The sequence below is a fragment of the Isoptericola sp. NPDC056134 genome, from assembly GCF_042264825.1.
Classification (GTDB): Bacteria; Actinomycetota; Actinomycetes; order Actinomycetales; family Cellulomonadaceae; genus Isoptericola; species Isoptericola nanjingensis.
The window spans coordinates 41,702-57,027 of record NZ_JBHJVM010000012.1 but is presented as its reverse complement, the minus strand read 5'-3'; the positions used below and the strand labels follow the sequence as shown (position 1 = coordinate 57,027).

Genomic DNA, 15,326 nt, shown 5'->3' with positions numbered 1-15,326 from the left:
GTTCCGAGCAGGCACGACGGCGTCGCCGCTCCGCACCGTGCACGACACCAGGCACCGCCGCCGCCCCGCCGACGAGCTTCTGCCGCGAGGAGGCACGGATGAACATCGGACTGTGGGTCGCCGCCGGGCTGCTGGCCCTGCTCTACCTGGCGGTGGGCTTCGTCAAGCTGACCCGCAGCCGCGAGCGCCTGCGCGCGTCCATGGGGTGGGTGGAGGACTTCCCGGTCGTCGTGGTGCGGCTCATCGGCCTGGCGGAGATCGCGGGCGCGCTGGGCCTGATCCTCCCGCTCGCCACCGACGTCCAGCCATGGCTGACCCCGACCGCGGCGACCTGCCTCGTCGTGCTGCAGGCGCTGGCGATCTCGGTGCACGTGCGCCGCCGCGAGCTCGCGCAGCTGTGGGTCAACGTGCTCCTGCTGCTGGCCGCCGCGTTCGTCGCCGTCGGGCGGTTCGCCGGCTGGTGACCTGGCCGACGACGCCCGTCAGGCCCCGGCCCACTCCGAGTCGGTGAGCAGCCGCGAGCGGATGAGGAACCGCACGCCCTCAGGCGCCTCGACGCTGAAGCCGGCGCCACGGCCGGGCACGACGTCGATCGTCAGGTGCGTGTGCTGCCAGTACTCGAACTGGGCGCGACTCATCCACACCGCGACGGTGAACGCCTCCCCCGTCGCGCCGGGTGCGTCGTCCGGCCCGTCGACGAGGCGCAGGTCGCCCAGGTGCACGTCGGCGTCGCCCAGCAGGAAGTCGCCGTCCGGGTAGCACATCGGGCTGGACCCGTCGCAGCAGCCGCCGGACTGGTGGAACATCAGCTCGCCGTGCTGGCGCCGCAGCCGGGCGAGGAGCCCGGCCGCGGCGTCCGTCACGGCGACACGGGAGATCGTGTCGTCGGTCATCGGTCTAGAAGAACCCGAGCTTCTGGCCCGAGTAGCTGACCAGGAGGTTCTTGGTCTGCTGGTAGTGGTCGAGCATCATCTTGTGGTTCTCGCGCCCGACGCCGGAGCCCTTGTACCCGCCGAACGCCGCGGCCGCGGGGTACGCGTGGTAGCAGTTCGTCCACACCCGCCCGGCCTCGATCGTGCGGCCGGCGCGGTACGCCGTCTCGCCCTGACGGGACCAGACGCCGGCGCCCAGGCCGTAGAGGGTGTCGTTGGCGATCTTCATCGCGTCGTCGAAGTCGGCGAACTCCGTCACGGACACGACCGGCCCGAAGATCTCCTCCTGGAAGATCCGCATGGAGTTCTTGCCCTCGAACACGGTGGGCGTCACGTAGTAGCCGCCCGCCAGGTCGCCGTCGAGCTCGGCCCGGTGCCCGCCCGTGAGCAACTTGGCCCCCTCCGCCTTGCCGATGTCGATGTACGACAGGATCTTCTCGAGCTGGTCGTTGCTCGCCTGCGCGCCGATCATCGTGTCGGTGTCCAGCGGGTTGCCCTGCTTGACCGCCTTGGTGCGCTCCAGGGCGTCGCCCAGGAACTGGTCGTAGATGTCGGCCTGGATGAGCGCGCGCGACGGGCAGGTGCACACCTCCCCCTGGTTGAGGGCGAACATCGTGAACCCCTCGAGCGCCTTGTCGTAGTAGTCGTCCCTGGCCGACGCGACGTCCGAGAAGAAGATGTTCGGGCTCTTGCCGCCCAGCTCCAGCGTGACCGGGATGATGTTCTGCGACGCGTACTGCATGATCAGGCGGCCGGTCGTGGTCTCGCCGGTGAACGCGATCTTGCGGATGCGCGAGCTCGACGCGAGCGGCTTGCCCGCCTCGACGCCGAACCCGTTGACGACGTTGACGACCCCCGGCGGCAGCAGGTCGCCGATGAGGTCCATGAGGAACAGGATGGACGCCGGCGTCTGCTCGGCCGGCTTGAGCACGACGGCGTTGCCCGCCGCGAGCGCCGGCGCCAGCTTCCACGTGGCCATGAGGATCGGGAAGTTCCACGGGATGATCTGCCCGACGACGCCGAGCGGCTCGTGGAAGTGGTACGCGACGGTGTCCTCGTCGATCTCCGAGATCGACCCCTCCTGCGCGCGGATGGCGCCGGCGAAGTAGCGGAAGTGGTCGATGGCGAGCGGGATGTCGGCGGCGAGCGTCTCGCGGACGGGCTTGCCGTTCTCCCACGTCTCCGCGACGGCGATCTTCTCGAGGTTCGCCTCCATCCGGTCCGCGATCCTGTGGAGCACGTTCGCCCGCTCCGTGACGGACGTACGCCCCCACGCGGGCGCCGCGCCGTGGGCGGCGTCGAGCGCGCGCTCGATGTCCTCGGCGTTGCCGCGGGCCACCTCGGTGAAGGTCTGCCCGGTGACCGGGCTGGGGTTCTCGAAGTACTGCCCGCTCGCCGGCGGCACGTACTCGCCGCCGATCCAGTGGTCGTACCGGGCGCGGTACTCGGCGACCGCCCCGGGCTGACCGGGGGCTGCGTAGACGGTCATGCTGCCTCCTCGCACGTGCGGCGCCTCGTCGCGCCGCGTTGGACGCGACCGTAGGACGGCGAGGGTTGCAGCCCCGTTGCAGTCAGGCCGTCACGAGAGCGTCTCGTCGAGCAGCCCGGCGCGGGCGCGGGCGCGCACGGCCTGCGGGCTGCCGGCCGGGGCGACGTCGAGCAGGCGGGTCCAGGCGGCGTGGTCGTCGGCGCCCTCGGCGCCGCGCACCCAGGCGTCCAGGGCGTCGGGGTCGCCGGAGGCCAGGACGGCGGCGCGCACCTCCGCGGACAGCTCCGCCCGCAGCTGCTCGATGCCGGGGGCCACGGACCGCGGCAGCAGCGGCGCGTAGGCGCCGACGGCGGCGCGGACGTCGCCGGCGGCGAGGGCCGCGCGCACGTCGCCCGCGTCGGTGCGCAGGGGGCGGGCGAGCCGGTACGGCCGCGACCCGGCGAGCAGCGCGCCGACGACGTGCCGCAGCCGGGAGACCTCGGCCCGGACGGTGACGTCGGACAGCACGCCGGGGTGCAGCAGCACGGCGAGCTCGTCGGCGGCGAGGCCGCGCGGGTGCTCCGCGAGCAGCAGCAGGATCTCGGCGTGCCGCAGCGACAGCGGCCGCTCCCCCGCGGGCGTCCGCAGCACGGGCCGGCCGAGCACACGGAGGTCGACCGGCGCGACGCCGGACGGGTGCAGGGCCGCGGCGGCGCGGGTCGCGAGCTCGCGCTCCACGGTGGCGACCGTGGCCCGCACGAGGGACAGCACGACGTGCGTCGCCGCGGCCCGTCGGCCGGTGACGTCGAGGACGCCCAGCACCCGTCCGGTGCGAGGGTCGCGGATGGGCGCGGCGGCGCAGCTGAGCTCCTGCACGGGGCGGGCGAAGTGCTCGGCGCCGATCACCTGGACGGCACGGCGGGTCGCCAGAGCCGTGCCCGGCGCGTTGGTGCCCACGCTCTCCTCGCCCCACACGGCACCCTCGACGAACCCGACCCGGTCGACCGTGCCGCGCAGCCGGCGGTTGCCCTCCACCCAGAGCAGGCGGCCGATCTCGTCGGAGACGGCGACGACCAGGCCGTCGTCCGCGGCGCCGTCGACCACGAGCTCGCGGACCACCGGCATGACGGCGGCGAGGGGATGGGCGGCGCGGTAGGCGGCCAGCTCGGCGTCGGCGAGCGCGACCTGCGGGTGCGGGGTGTCCGGGTCGACGCCGCTGCGCAGGGAGCGGCGCCAGGAGTCGGCGACGACGGGGTCGATGCCGCCGGGCGGCTCGCCCGTGCCGAGGAACCGCTCGTACGCGGCGCGCACGCTGCGGGGGTCACGACGCACCCCTGCCGCGCGGGCCCCGTCCCCGCGGGCCATCGACATGGCCGAGCGTTCCACCGCGACCTCCCGACGTCGTCGTCCGGTGCGTGCGGCACAGTCTAGGGGGCGGACAGCCCAGCCACGGATCGCCGGACCCTGGATCACCCCCCGCACCGTCGGGCACCGTGGGGCGCTTGCGATCCTGTGGGACGACCCGAACGCGGAGCGCCGTGACGGCCGGCCCGGGCCGCAGCGGCCGCGGACCCCGCTGCGCTGCGCCGCCGGGATGCTCGCCGCCGCCCCGTTGCTCAGTCCCGCAGGGCGAGGCGGCGGGCGAGCACGGCGCAGACCACGAGCTGGAGCTGGTGGAAGATGATCACCGGGACGGCGATGACGCCGGCCGCGGCGACCGGGAACAGCACGCTCGCCATGGGCAGGCCGGTGGCGAGGGACTTCTTGGACCCGCACATGAGCAGCGCGATCCGGTCCTCGACGGGCAGCTTGAGCGCGGCGCCGCCCCACCACGTGAGCCCGAGCATGATCGCCAGGAACACCCCGCTCACCACGAGCAGCACGACGATCGCCCAGGCGGAGGTGCCGGCCCACACGCCCGCGGAGCTCGCCGCCGCGACGGCGGAGAACACCACGACGAGGATCGTGCCCCGGTCCACGGACAGGGTGAGCCAGCGGCGGGCGCGGACCCAGTCGCCCACCCACGGCTGCAGCAGCTGGCCCACGACGAACGGGAGCAGAAGCTGCAGCAGCACGGTCTGCAGCCCGTCGAGGCCGTGACCGGCGGTCGCGCCTGCGCCGCCGTCGGCGTCGGTCATGAGCCACAGCACCAGCAGCGGGGTGAGCACCATGCCGAGCACGTTGGACACGGTGGCGCCGCAGATCGCGCCCGCGACGTTGCCGCGCGCCACCGACGTGAACGCCACCGACGACTGCACGGTCGACGGCAGCAGCGACAGGTAGAGCATCCCGGCGGCGAGCGGCGCACCGACCAGCGGGGTGATCGCCCACGCGACGACGAGGCCGAGCACCGGGAACAGCACGTACGTGGCGACGAGGATGCCGCCCTGCAGGCGCCAGTTGCGCAGCCCCGCCCACACCTCGCGGGTCGACAGGCGCGCGCCGTAGACGAGGAACAGGATCGTCACCGCGACGTCGGCCGCGACGTCGACGACCTGCTGCACCCCCGGGCCGACGGGCACCACCAGCCCCAGCACCATCACCACGACCAGCGTGACGACGAACGGGTCCACCCAACGGCTCAGCACACGACGCACCGGGCGAGTGTAGGGAGTGCAGCGCCGGAGGCGCGGACACGTCCGCCCGGCGCCGACCGGACCACTCATTCCCGAAGCGCATGACCGGGCGGTCACGAGTCTTGGTGGGCATCGGTCGCGGGGTGGCACGGTCGTGGCCACGACGACCCGAGGAGACGACATGACCGTGACCGTCCGCCGCCGGACCCTGTTCGGCTTGGCCGGAACCGCCGCTGCCGGAGCGCTCACCGGCGCCCCTGCCCTCGCCGCGCCCCGGGTGGAGGACCGAGGTGCGCCCGGCCACGCGACGTTCCGCTGGCTCGGCGTGGCGGGCTGGCAGATCCGCACGCCGCGCTCCCACCTGCTGGTCGACCCCTACCTCACCCGGTTCGACACGGGGCTGGCGAAGGGACTGTTCGACCGCGGCACGCAGCTCACGGTCGACCCGGCGGCGATCGACGACGTCCTGGGGCGGCCCGACCGGGCAGGCCGGGTCACCGCGACCCTGGTCACGCACACCCACTGGGACCACTTCGGCGACGTCCCGCACATCGCCGCGACCCGGGGCGGCACGGTGTTCACCACCCTGACGGGATATCACCTCGCACGGTCCTTCGGTGTGGCCGACGACCAGCTCGCGGTGCTCAAGGGCGGCGAGGAGATCGTCGTGGGTGACCTGGTGGTCCGCGCCGTCCGGTCGTTGCACAGCCGCTCCGGCAACGGTGGGGTGCTGTTCCCCGGGGTGCGCCACGCGGTACCGGAGCGCCCCGCGACCATCGCCGACCTGCCGGAGGGGGACACGCTGGCGTACCTCCTGCGCGCGCCGTCGGGCCGCAGCGTGCTGCTCCTGGGGGCGAGCGACTTCGACGACCTGTCGCTGCGCGGGCTGCGGCCCGACGCGGTCGCCGTGCCGGTGCCGGCGAACGACGTCACCAGCGAGTACGCCTCCCGGCTCATGGACGTCCTCGACGGGCCCAGGCTGGTCGTCCCCGTCCACTGGGACCACTTCGAGGCCTCGCCGACCGACCCGCCCACCGTGCAGGACGACGGGACGGCCGACCGGCTGCGTGCCACGGTGGCCGCGATCCGACGCGCGTCGCCCCGGACCCGCGTCGTCGTGCCGGACTACCGGACCTCGCTCGACCTGCTCTGACGGACCACCGGGATCACGGGCGTGGCGAGGGTGCGGTGCGGCGCACCAGGTCGTGCAGCCGGCGAGCGGCGCGACCGAGCGCCATCTCCGCGGCCGGCTGCGCCCCCGCCGCCACGCTGGACCGGCTGAGGACGACGACGACGAACCGGCCGCCGTCCGCGTGCTCGACGACCCCCGCCTCGTGGCGCAGGTTGAGCACGGTGCCCGTCTTGGACGACCAGGTGGACGAGTCGCGGTCGAACTCGGGCGCCAGGCGGTGCCGGTGCACGTTGGAGGCGAGGAGCTCGCGCAGGCGGCCGGACACCGCGGGGTCCAGCCGGTCCGGGTCCCAGACCGCGCCGAGGAGGTCCGCCAGCACGCGCGCCGAGGAGGTCGTCGACACCGAGACGTCGAGCGACCGGATCACGCTTCCTCCGCTCGCGGTGCTCGCCAGCGCCGCGAAGGCGTGCCCGAGCCCCGGCGCGAGGTGCTCCATCGCCTCCGCCGGGGTGTCGTCCAGCTCGCCGAGACCGTGCCGGATCTCGACGTCCGGCACCCGGAGCTCGCGCAGCACCCGGCTGACGTGGGCGGGAGGTGTCAGGGCGAGCAGCGCGTCGCAGGCGCTGCTGTCGCTCAGCGAGACGGCCAGGTAGAGCAGGTCGTCGAGGGCCACCGACGCCGGGTGCCTGAACCGCGTGATGCCCGGCGGTCCCGTGCTCGTCGCACGCCCCGGGTCGACCACCACGGTCGAGGCGGCGTCGAGCTCCCGGCGACGGATCCGCTCGAGCGTCGCGAGAGCTACCGGGACCTTGACGAGGGAGGCGACCGGGAGCTCGAGGTGCGGGTCGACGCCGACCTCCCGACCGGAGTCGAGGTCGCGGACGAGGATCCCCGCGGTCAGGCCGGCATCGGCGAGCTCGTGCCGCACCCGCCGGACCTCGCCCGCCGCGGCGGCTCCCGCGATCACGGGGCGACCTCCGCGGCGCCGAGGGCGAGCGCGATCGCCTCGGCCAGGGCGTCGATCGAGGCGGTCGCCGCCACGGGATCGCCGGGCCGCAGCTCCAGGCGGTGCGCCCGGGAGAGGTCGAGGCCGCCCGGCGACGTCCAGGAGAGCCCCAGCTCGCGAGCCTGCACCGGGGTGCAGAGCAGCAGGTCCGCGCTGGTCGTCACCGCGGCCAGCGCGGGGACCAGCGGGGCCACCCGCACCTGCCGCGGCAGACAGCCTGCGGACGCGGCGTGCCGGGCCAGGGCGTCGCCGACGAGGGCGTTGTCGTCCTCCGGGGTCACCCACACGCGTCGCGGCGGTCCGGGGTCTCCGCGGCGCGGGGCCAGCTCGTCGAGGTACACCCGTGCCCCGCCGTCCGGGCCGCCACCGCCCCACCCCAGCGGGGCGGTCCAGCGCGCCGCACCGGTCGTCGCCACGACGAGCGCGGCGTCCGCGCGCGAGTCGCGCACCATCTCCGCGCGTCGTGCCGGAGGGGCAGGCAGCGGCCGCAGCACGATCCCCGCCTGCCGGGCGTCAGCGATCAGCGTGGCCGTGACCGTTGGCGAGAGGTCCTCCGGGACCACGAGGCGCAGGGGCGGCGCCTCGCGCATCGCCGCCGCCGCCCGCAGGTCGTCCGCCGCCTCGACGACGCGCTGGGCGGCCGGGAGCAGCCGGCTCCCCAGCCCCGTGAGGAACACCTCGCGTGTCGTCCGGTCGAACAGGCGCCCACCGAGGTGCGTCTCGAGCGCGGCGACGCGGCGGCTCACGACGGGCTGCGGCACGCCGATCGCCGCCGCGCCGCCGGTGAAGCTGCGCCGCTCGCTCACCGCGACGAACGCGCGGCAGGTGTTCTCGAGGTCCACGGGGCGATTATCCCCACCGGTCTCTCGCGCCCCGGGGAGGACCGGCGGGACGACGAGACGCCGGCGGGTCAGAGCGGGACGGCGGTGGCGCTCAGCCCTTCAAGCCCTTGCGGAGGCCGTCGGCCAACGGCGTGGTGGGGCGGCCGATCAGCCCGGCGAGCACGCCCGTCGTCTCCGCCAGCAGCCCGGCGCGGGTGTCGGCGTCCAGCGCGACGAGGAAACCGGCCGTGCCCTCGTCGAGACCGGCGGCGAGCAGCGCCTCGCGCTGCTCCTCGGGCTCGACCGAACGGTAGGTCACGGGACGGCCGAGCAGCTCCGTGACGGTGCGGGCGAGCTCGTCGAAGTCCCACGCGACGTCGCCGGTGAGCTCGTGGACGGCGTCGTCGTGCGCACCGTCGGTGGCGAGCGCGACGACGGCCGCGGCCTCGGCGTAGTCGGCGCGGCTCGCGCTGGCGACGCGGCCGTCCCCGACCGAGGCGACGATCTCCCCGGTCTCCCGGGCCCGCTCGACGTCGGGCAGGTAGTTCTCGGTGTACCAGCCGTTGCGCAGCACCGTCGTGGTCAGGCCGGACGCCGCGAGCAGCTCCTCGGTCGCCTTGTGCTCCGGCGCGAGGATCAGCGGCGAGGTGTCGGCGTGCGGGGCGCTCGTGTAGACGACGCGGCGGACGCCGGCGCCCTTGGCCGCGTCGATCACGGCGCCGTGCTGGCGGACCCGCTGGCCGACGGCGGAGCCGGAGACGAGCACCAGCACCTCGACGCCGTCGAGGGCGGGGGCGAGCGTCTCCGGGCGGTCGTAGTCGGCCTCGCGGACGACGACGCCGCGCTGCGCGAGGTCCGCGGCCTTCGCCGTCGAGCGGGCGAGGGCGACGACGTCCGCGGGCGCGGCGCCGCGGGCGAGGAGGGACTCGACGACGAGGCGGCCCAGGTGGCCGCTGGTGCCGGTGACGGCGATGGTCATGGTGATGCTCCTTCGGGTGCAGGCTCAGGTCGGACTCGCGGCCGGCCCGTCGACCGGACCGCCCCGCCCAGCATGCACTTACTATTCGTTAGTGCCAACTGGACGCATGTGCGGCGCTCGTCACAGTGCCTGCGGGCGGAGCGCCCCGTATCCTGTCCGGGTGACCCCTGACTCCCCCGCCATCGCCCCGGTCGACGCCGTCGACGCCGGCCCGACGGACGCGATGATCGCCGACGTGTTCTCGCGCGGGTGCACCTCGCGCCAGGCGCTGGAGGCGGTCACAGGGCGATGGGGCGTGCTCACGGTGGCCGGGCTGCGCGACGGAGCCGTGCGGTTCAACGCGCTGCGCCGCCGCATCGACGGGGTGAGCGAGAAGATGCTCGCCCAGACCCTCCAGGCGCTCGAGCGCGACGGCATGGTCGCCCGCGAGGTGCGCACCACCATCCCGCCGCACGTCGAGTACTCGCTCACCGACCTCGGCCGCCGCGTCGCCGACCGGCTCGTGGGCCTGCTCGACGTCCTCGAGGGCTCGGTCGACGAGGTCAGCGCCGCCCAGCAGCGCTACGACGCGCGGCGCGAGGTCTCGTGACGGGTCGCACCGTCGCCGTGCTGCTCGCCGCGGGCGCGGGCACCCGCCTGGGCCGCGGACCGAAGGCGCTCCTCCCCCACGGCGGCCGGCCGCTCGTGGAGCACGTCGCAGGCGTGCTGGCCGACGGCGGCTGCGACCAGGTCGTCGTCGTGATCGGCGCCGAGGCTCCGCGGGTCGCGGCCGCGACCGATCTCCACGCCGCCCGCGTGGTCGTCAACGACGACTGGGCCACGGGCATGGCGTCGTCGCTGCGGGCGGGCGTCGCGGCGGCCCTGGAGCCGCGCGACGGCGAGGCTCCGGCGCGCGTCGTCGTCGCGCACGTGGACCAGCCCGGCGTCACACCCGAGGACGTCGCGCGCCTGCTCGCGACGCACCGCCCCGGCCGGGTCACCGCCTCTCGATGGGCCGGCGCGCCGGCGCCCGAGGGCGGCCGGCCGCGCTGGGCCCACCCGCTCGTGCTGGACGCCGCGCACGCCGGCCCGGCCGCGGCCGGCGCCGTCGGGGACGCCGGGGCCCGCGCGTTCCTCCGCGCGCACGCCGACCTGATCGACGTCGTCGTCCACCCCGGCGACGGCCGCGACGTCGACACCGAGGCCGACCTCGACCTGCTCGCCTGACCCGACCTGGAAACGTCGTGGGCGCTTCAGGACGTCGCAGCGGCCTTCATGCCCAGGTAGACCTTGTCGCGCGAGAGCGGCAGCTCGGTGAACCGCACGCCCGTGGCGGCGCGCAGCGCGTTGGCGAGCGCGGGGGCGACGGGGTTGAACGGGCTCTCGCTCATCGACTTCGCCCCCATCGGCCCGGTGGTGTCCGACGTCTCGGCGAAGTACACCTCGCTTCGGGGCACGTCGGCGAAAGTGGGCAGGTGGTACTGGCGGAAGATGTCGGTCGTGACGCGGCCGGCGTCGTCGATCACGACGTCCTCGTACAGCGCGGCGCCGAGGGCCTGCGCGATGCCGCCCTCGACCTGGCCGCGGCACTGCCGGGGGTTGACGACCTCGCCGGCGTCGGCGGCCTGGACGCTCTGCAGGATGCGGATCTCGCCGGTGCCGCGGTGCACGGCCACGCGGAAGCCGTGCACGTTGAACGCGACCGACCGGGGCGTGCCGCCCCAGCGGCCCTCGGCCTCGAGCCGCACGCCCGCGGCCCGCGCGTGGCGCGCCACCTCGGCGAGCGGCACGACGGCCCCGCCCGCGTGCTCGACGCCGCCGGGCACCAGGCGGCAGCCGGCCGGCGCCGTCCCGGTGAGGGACGCCGCCACCACGCGCACCCGCTCCGCCAGCTCCGTGGCCGCGGCGAGCGACGCCTTGCCCGCCACCACGGTGCCGGTGGACCCGAAGGCGCCGGTGTCGTGCTCCACGAGGTCCGTGTCGGACTGCTTGACGACGACGTCGGCGGCCCGCTGCCCGAGCGCGCTGGCCACGAGCTGGGCGTGCACCGTCGTGGTGCCGTTGCCGAACTCGGCGGTGCCGACCTCGGCCTCGACCACGCCGTCCGGGCGCAGCCGGGCGCGGGCGTGCGCCACGTGCCCGCGCGGCGGCACGGTGTCGATCATGGACAGCGCGGTGCCCTCGCCGACGCCCCAGTCGTCGCCCAGCCAGGGTCGCGTCGCGTCCGCGGGGTGGGCGCCGTACGCCGCGACGTCGCGCGCTCGGCCGCGGGCCAGCGCGTCGTCGGCCAGCTCGATGCACTGGTCGAGGCCGTAGCTGCCGTACAACACGTCCTCCTCAGGCTCGGGCGCGGTGGACAGCATCGGTACGCCCGGGTGCACGACGTTGCGCCGCCGCAGCTCGAGCGGGTCCAGGCCGAGCTGCCGGGCCAGCTCGTCCATCGCGGACTCGACGGCGAAGATCATCTGGCTCAGGCCGTACCCGCGGAACGCGCCCGCGGGCAGCGTGTGCGTGTAGACGCAGTGCGCGTCGACCTTCTTGTTCGCGCACCGGTAGACGGCGATCGACTCGCCGCAGCCGTGGAACATCACGCCCGGCCCGTGGTTGCCGTACGCGCCGGTGTTGCTCAGCACGTCGAGGTGCAGCGCGGTCAGCGTGCCGTCGCGGCGGGCACCCGCCCGCACCTTGATGCGGAACGGGTGCCGGGTCGTCGTGCCGACGAACGTGTCGGTGCGCGTGAGCTCGAGCTGCACCGGCCGGCCGAGCCGCAGTGCCGCGAGCCCCGCGACGTCCTCGACCAGCACCTCCTGCTTGCCGCCGAACCCGCCGCCCACGCGCTCGCACACCACGCGCACGCGGTCCATAGGCAGGTCCAGCACGCGCGCGAGATGGCGCCGCGCGAGGAAGGGCACCTGGGTCGAGGACCGCACCACGAGCCGGCCGTCGTCGTCGAACGACGCGATCGCCGCGTGCGTCTCGAGCGCCGCGTTCTGCACCCGCTGCGTGCGGTAGGTGGCCTCGTGCACGACGTCGGCCTCCGCGAGGCCCGCCTCGACGTCACCGAGGTCGGAGTGCAGCTCCGCGACGACGTTCGCCTCCGGACGCGAGACCCGCGCCGCCGCGGCGTCCAGGTCGGGGTGCACGAGCGGCGCGCCGGGGACCATCGCCTGCTCGGGGTCGATCAGCGCGGGCAGCACCTCGTACTCCACCCGCAGCCGGCGCACGCCCTCCTCCGCCGCGGCCACCGAGTCGGCGACGACGGCGGCCACGCGCTGCCCGACGTACCGGACCACGTCGTCGAGGATGCGGGTGTCGTCGGGGTCGTCCGTCCACAGCTCGTGCTGGGCCGTGCTGAACCGGGCGGCGGGCGCGTCCTCGTGCGTGAGCACCGCGCGGACCCCGGGCACGGCGAGCGCGTCGGAGGTGTCGATCGACAGGATCCGTGCGTGCGCGTGCGGCGACCTCGCCAGCTTGAGGTGCAGCAGCCCCGGGTACGCCTCCGGGTCGACGTCGAGCGTGTAGCGCACCTGGCCGGTGACCACGCCGCGGCTCGCGGGGGCGGGCTCCGAGGTGCCGAACGCCGTGCCACAGCCGCCGATCGTCTCGGCGTTCTCCGTCCCCCGCACCGCGTCCTCGATCGCCCGGTACCCGGTGCACCGGCACAGGTTGCCCTTGAGGTTGCGGGGCAGGTTCGCGCGCTGCTCGTCGTCGAAGGTCGCCGCCGTCATGATCATGCCGGCGGTGCAGAAGCCGCACTGGAAGCCCTGCGCGTCGTGGAACTGCTGCTGCACGGGGTGCAGCCCGTCCGCCGTCGGCTCCTCGGCCGTGGCGGCGAGGCCCCCGATCGTCGTGACGTCGCGCCCGGCGGCACGCCGCGCGGGGTACACGCAGCTGTGCACGGGGACCCCGTCGACGTGCACGGTGCACGCGCCGCAGTCGCCGCCGTCGCACCCCTTCTTGACGCCGAGCGAGCCCTGCTCGCGCAGGAACGTGCGCAGGCACTGGCCGGCTCGCGGCACCGCGTCCACGTCGCGGCCGTCCACCCGGAGCACGAGGGAGGCGCCCGGGGCGAGAGTCGTGGGGCGGGTGGTCGCGTCGGTCATCGCCGGCCTCCGTCGGTCAGCTCGGCGCGGATCTCCTCCGCGAGCCGGTAGGTCATGTCGCGGCGCCACTCGGGCAGGCCGTGGATGTCGTCGTGGTAGAGGTCGAACGGGATCGCGGCGTCGATCGCGGCGGCCAGCCCGGCGGCGTCGGGGTGCGCGCCGTCGGGGAACCGCAGCTGCACCGGCCGACGGGTCGACGCGGTCACGGTGATCACCAGCTCGCCGCCGTCGGCGGGCGCGTCGAGGCGCCCGATCAGCAGCACCCCGGAGCGTCCGAGGTTCGACAGCGACAACCGCCGGTAGGCGGTGCGGGCGCGGAGCGCCGCGGCCGCGAGCCGGATCGCGCGCAGCAGCTCGCCCGGGGCGAGGGTGTTGCGCATCTCGCCGGTGACGAGCTCCGCCACGGGCTGCGTGCGCCGGGCGCCGCCAGGCCCCCACACCTCGGCGACGCCGTCGAGCGCCGCGGTGAGCGACGTCATCGGGCCCGCGGGCAGCGACGTCGCGACGTTGCCGCCGACGGTCGAGGTGTTCCAGATCTTGAACGACGCGACGAACGCGTCGCAGCACGGGCGCACGAGGTCGAGCGCGCGCCACGCGTCGCGCACCGGTTCCGACGCGGCGGCCTCCGGGAAGGCGTAGAGCTCGGCGACGGTGCAGGTCGCGGCGATCTCCAGCCCCTCGTCGGTCACGGTGAGCGCGGGCCAGCCGGCGGTCGTGACGTCCAGCAGGCGGCGTAGCGTCTGGCTGCCGTACGAGAACAGGACGGTGCCGCCGGCCAGCCACGCGTCGCCCTCGCGCCAGTCGGCGGGGTCGGCGGTGGGGACCAGGTCGGTGACGGTGTTCATGTCCACCGGGGGTGCTCCTTGGTTCGGGTGGTGCTGGGGGTGGTGCCCGAGGCCGTGCCAGGGGTCGTGCCGGTGGCCGCGTGCAGCGGCCCGTCGGTGCGGCTCAGGGGGACGGGCGCGTCGCGGCCGTAGCGGACCGCGACGAGCTCGGCGACGACCGACACGGCCACCTCCTCCGGCGTCACGGCTCCGAGGTCGAGGCCGATCGGCGAGCGCAGCCGGGCCAGCCGGTCGGGGGTCACGCCCTCGTCGCGGAGGGCCTGCACCCGCTGCGCGTGCGAGCGGCGCGAGCCCATCGCGCCCACGTACGCGAGCGGGAGCCCGAGCGCGAGCCGCAGCGTCGGGACGTCGAACTTCACGTCGTGGGTGAGGACCGCGACGGCGGTGCGGGCGTCGAGCCGGCCGGCGGCGGCCTCGGCGGCGAGGTACCGGTCCGGCCAGTCCACGACCACCTCGTCCGCCTGCGGGAACCGGCGCGGCGCGGCGAACACCTCGCGGGCGTCGACGAGCGTCACGCGGTACCCGAGCAGGCGCACGGCGCGCACGAGCGCGCCGGCGAAGTCGTTGGCACCCACCACCACGAACCGCGGCGGCGCCAGCCGGGTCTCCACGAGCAGCGTGACGGGCTCCTCCGGGGCGCCGTCGTCGCACGCGCCGGCGGGAACGCCGGGGGCGGCGTGCACGGTGGCGGCCCCGCCCGCGCGCAGCACGGCCGCGACCTGTGCGGACACCGCGGGCAGCGCGCCGTCGTCCACCAGCCCGCGCAACGGGTTGTCTGACAGGTCAGGGAGGAGCACGGCGGTGGGGCGCGCGACGTCGAGGCGCCGCACGAGGGCGGCGGGGGCTCCGACGTCGGCGGTGACGAGGCGGGCGAGCGCGACGGCGGCGGGGTCGTCCGGGTCGCCCGGCCGCACGGGCTGCACGTGCACCTCGAGGCTGCCGCCGCAGGTGAGCCCGACGGCGAACGCGTCGTCGTCGGAGTAGCCGAAGGTCTCGCGGTGGCACTCGCCGACGGCGATCGCGTCGAGCGCGGCCGCGTGCACGGCCGCCTCCACGCAGCCGCCGGAGAGGCTGCCGACGACGGCGCCGTCGGCGCGCACGGCCATCGCGGTGCCGACGGGCCGCGGCACCGAGCCGGACGCGCCGACCACCGTCGCGACGGCGAACGGGGGCTGCCCCGGGCCGAGCCACGGGGCGAGCTGGTCGACGATCTGGAGCATCGTGGGCCTCGCTTCCGCCAGGGTGCCGGCGAACCGGCGTCCTTCCAGTGAACCCTTGCGGTGAGTCCCCTGCGTGTCCGAGGTCGCGTCGGCTGTGACGCGCCGGAAACACAGGGCTTGAATCCGCCCTTGGACCGCTCTCCCGCGAGAGGAAAGATGTTCCGCTGAATGGAATTGAACTTCCATCCGATGGACTCCACGCTAGCACGCGAGCGGACGTGGGTCACGGGTCCGCGGGCGGGAACGTCTACGATCGGCCCATGAC

14 protein-coding genes are annotated in these 15,326 nt (G+C 75.2%); 4 read left to right on the top strand and 10 right to left on the bottom strand.

The window, feature by feature from the left end:
• Positions 1-98 precede the first annotated feature (98 nt).
• Positions 99-464: a DoxX family protein gene (locus ACFCZN_RS13055; protein ID WP_429728096.1), complete on the top strand. Its 366-nt coding sequence runs from the start codon at positions 99-101 to the stop codon at positions 462-464.
• Between the two features lie 18 nt (positions 465-482).
• Here ACFCZN_RS13055 and ACFCZN_RS13050 read toward each other — a convergent pair whose 3' ends face one another.
• From ACFCZN_RS13050 to ACFCZN_RS13035, 4 genes are all read right to left on the bottom strand, one after another.
• On the bottom strand, positions 483-893 hold the full coding sequence (locus tag ACFCZN_RS13050; RefSeq protein WP_429762594.1) for a DUF779 domain-containing protein: 411 nt from the start codon (positions 891-893) through the stop codon (positions 483-485).
• Between the two features lie 4 nt (positions 894-897).
• The gene (locus ACFCZN_RS13045; protein ID WP_430557059.1) at positions 898-2,421 is read right to left on the bottom strand and encodes an aldehyde dehydrogenase family protein; all 1,524 of its coding nucleotides are present in this window, start codon (positions 2,419-2,421) and stop codon (positions 898-900) included.
• Between the two features lie 90 nt (positions 2,422-2,511).
• Positions 2,512-3,786 (bottom strand): GAF domain-containing protein, encoded by a 1,275-nt coding sequence (locus ACFCZN_RS13040; protein ID WP_430557058.1) that lies wholly within the window; start codon positions 3,784-3,786, stop codon positions 2,512-2,514.
• A 230-nt stretch (positions 3,787-4,016) separates the two neighbouring features.
• The gene (locus tag ACFCZN_RS13035; protein ID WP_430557057.1) at positions 4,017-4,997 is read right to left on the bottom strand and encodes a bile acid:sodium symporter family protein; all 981 of its coding nucleotides are present in this window, start codon (positions 4,995-4,997) and stop codon (positions 4,017-4,019) included.
• 160 nt (positions 4,998-5,157) lie between these two features.
• Between ACFCZN_RS13035 and ACFCZN_RS13030 the strand changes: the two genes are divergently transcribed.
• Complete coding sequence (locus tag ACFCZN_RS13030; RefSeq protein ID WP_430557056.1) at positions 5,158-6,129, top strand: MBL fold metallo-hydrolase; 972 nt, start codon at positions 5,158-5,160, stop codon at positions 6,127-6,129.
• Positions 6,130-6,142: 13 nt separating this feature from the next.
• On the opposite strand, the gene ACFCZN_RS13025 is transcribed toward ACFCZN_RS13030, so the two are convergent.
• The 3 genes from ACFCZN_RS13025 to ACFCZN_RS13015 all read right to left on the bottom strand — a co-directional run bounded on the left by ACFCZN_RS13025 (position 6,143) and on the right by ACFCZN_RS13015 (position 8,914).
• Positions 6,143-7,075, bottom strand: a complete 933-nt coding sequence (locus ACFCZN_RS13025) for a serine hydrolase (RefSeq protein WP_430557055.1) — start codon at positions 7,073-7,075, stop codon at positions 6,143-6,145.
• Positions 7,072-7,956, bottom strand: coding sequence for a LysR family transcriptional regulator (locus ACFCZN_RS13020; protein ID WP_429762600.1), 885 nt, complete (start codon positions 7,954-7,956; stop codon positions 7,072-7,074). Before ACFCZN_RS13020 ends, ACFCZN_RS13025 begins: the two co-directional genes overlap by 4 nt.
• A 91-nt stretch (positions 7,957-8,047) precedes the next feature.
• Positions 8,048-8,914 carry an SDR family oxidoreductase gene (locus ACFCZN_RS13015; RefSeq protein ID WP_430557054.1) on the bottom strand — a complete coding sequence of 289 codons (867 nt, stop codon included), beginning with the start codon at positions 8,912-8,914 and terminating at the stop codon, positions 8,048-8,050.
• Between the two features lie 160 nt (positions 8,915-9,074).
• Between ACFCZN_RS13015 and ACFCZN_RS13010 the strand changes: the two genes are divergently transcribed.
• Together ACFCZN_RS13010 and ACFCZN_RS13005 are read left to right on the top strand one after the other, a co-directional pair.
• A complete protein-coding gene (locus tag ACFCZN_RS13010; protein WP_430557053.1) occupies positions 9,075-9,503 on the top strand; it encodes a winged helix-turn-helix transcriptional regulator in 429 nt (142 codons plus the stop codon).
• Positions 9,500-10,120, top strand: coding sequence for an NTP transferase domain-containing protein (locus ACFCZN_RS13005; RefSeq protein ID WP_430557052.1), 621 nt, complete (start codon positions 9,500-9,502; stop codon positions 10,118-10,120). Before ACFCZN_RS13010 ends, ACFCZN_RS13005 begins: the two co-directional genes overlap by 4 nt.
• A 26-nt stretch (positions 10,121-10,146) precedes the next feature.
• On the opposite strand, the gene ACFCZN_RS13000 is transcribed toward ACFCZN_RS13005, so the two are convergent.
• The 3 genes from ACFCZN_RS13000 to ACFCZN_RS12990 are packed head-to-tail and all read right to left on the bottom strand — an operon-like array spanning position 10,147 to position 15,061.
• Positions 10,147-12,996, bottom strand: coding sequence for a molybdopterin-dependent oxidoreductase (locus ACFCZN_RS13000; protein ID WP_430557051.1), 2,850 nt, complete (start codon positions 12,994-12,996; stop codon positions 10,147-10,149).
• Positions 12,993-13,847: an FAD binding domain-containing protein gene (locus tag ACFCZN_RS12995; RefSeq protein WP_429762606.1), complete on the bottom strand. Its 855-nt coding sequence runs from the start codon at positions 13,845-13,847 to the stop codon at positions 12,993-12,995. Before ACFCZN_RS12995 ends, ACFCZN_RS13000 begins: the two co-directional genes overlap by 4 nt.
• Positions 13,838-15,061 carry an XdhC family protein gene (locus tag ACFCZN_RS12990; protein WP_430557050.1) on the bottom strand — a complete coding sequence of 408 codons (1,224 nt, stop codon included), beginning with the start codon at positions 15,059-15,061 and terminating at the stop codon, positions 13,838-13,840. The genes ACFCZN_RS12995 and ACFCZN_RS12990 overlap by 10 nt, the downstream gene beginning before the upstream one ends.
• Positions 15,062-15,326 lie beyond the last annotated feature (265 nt).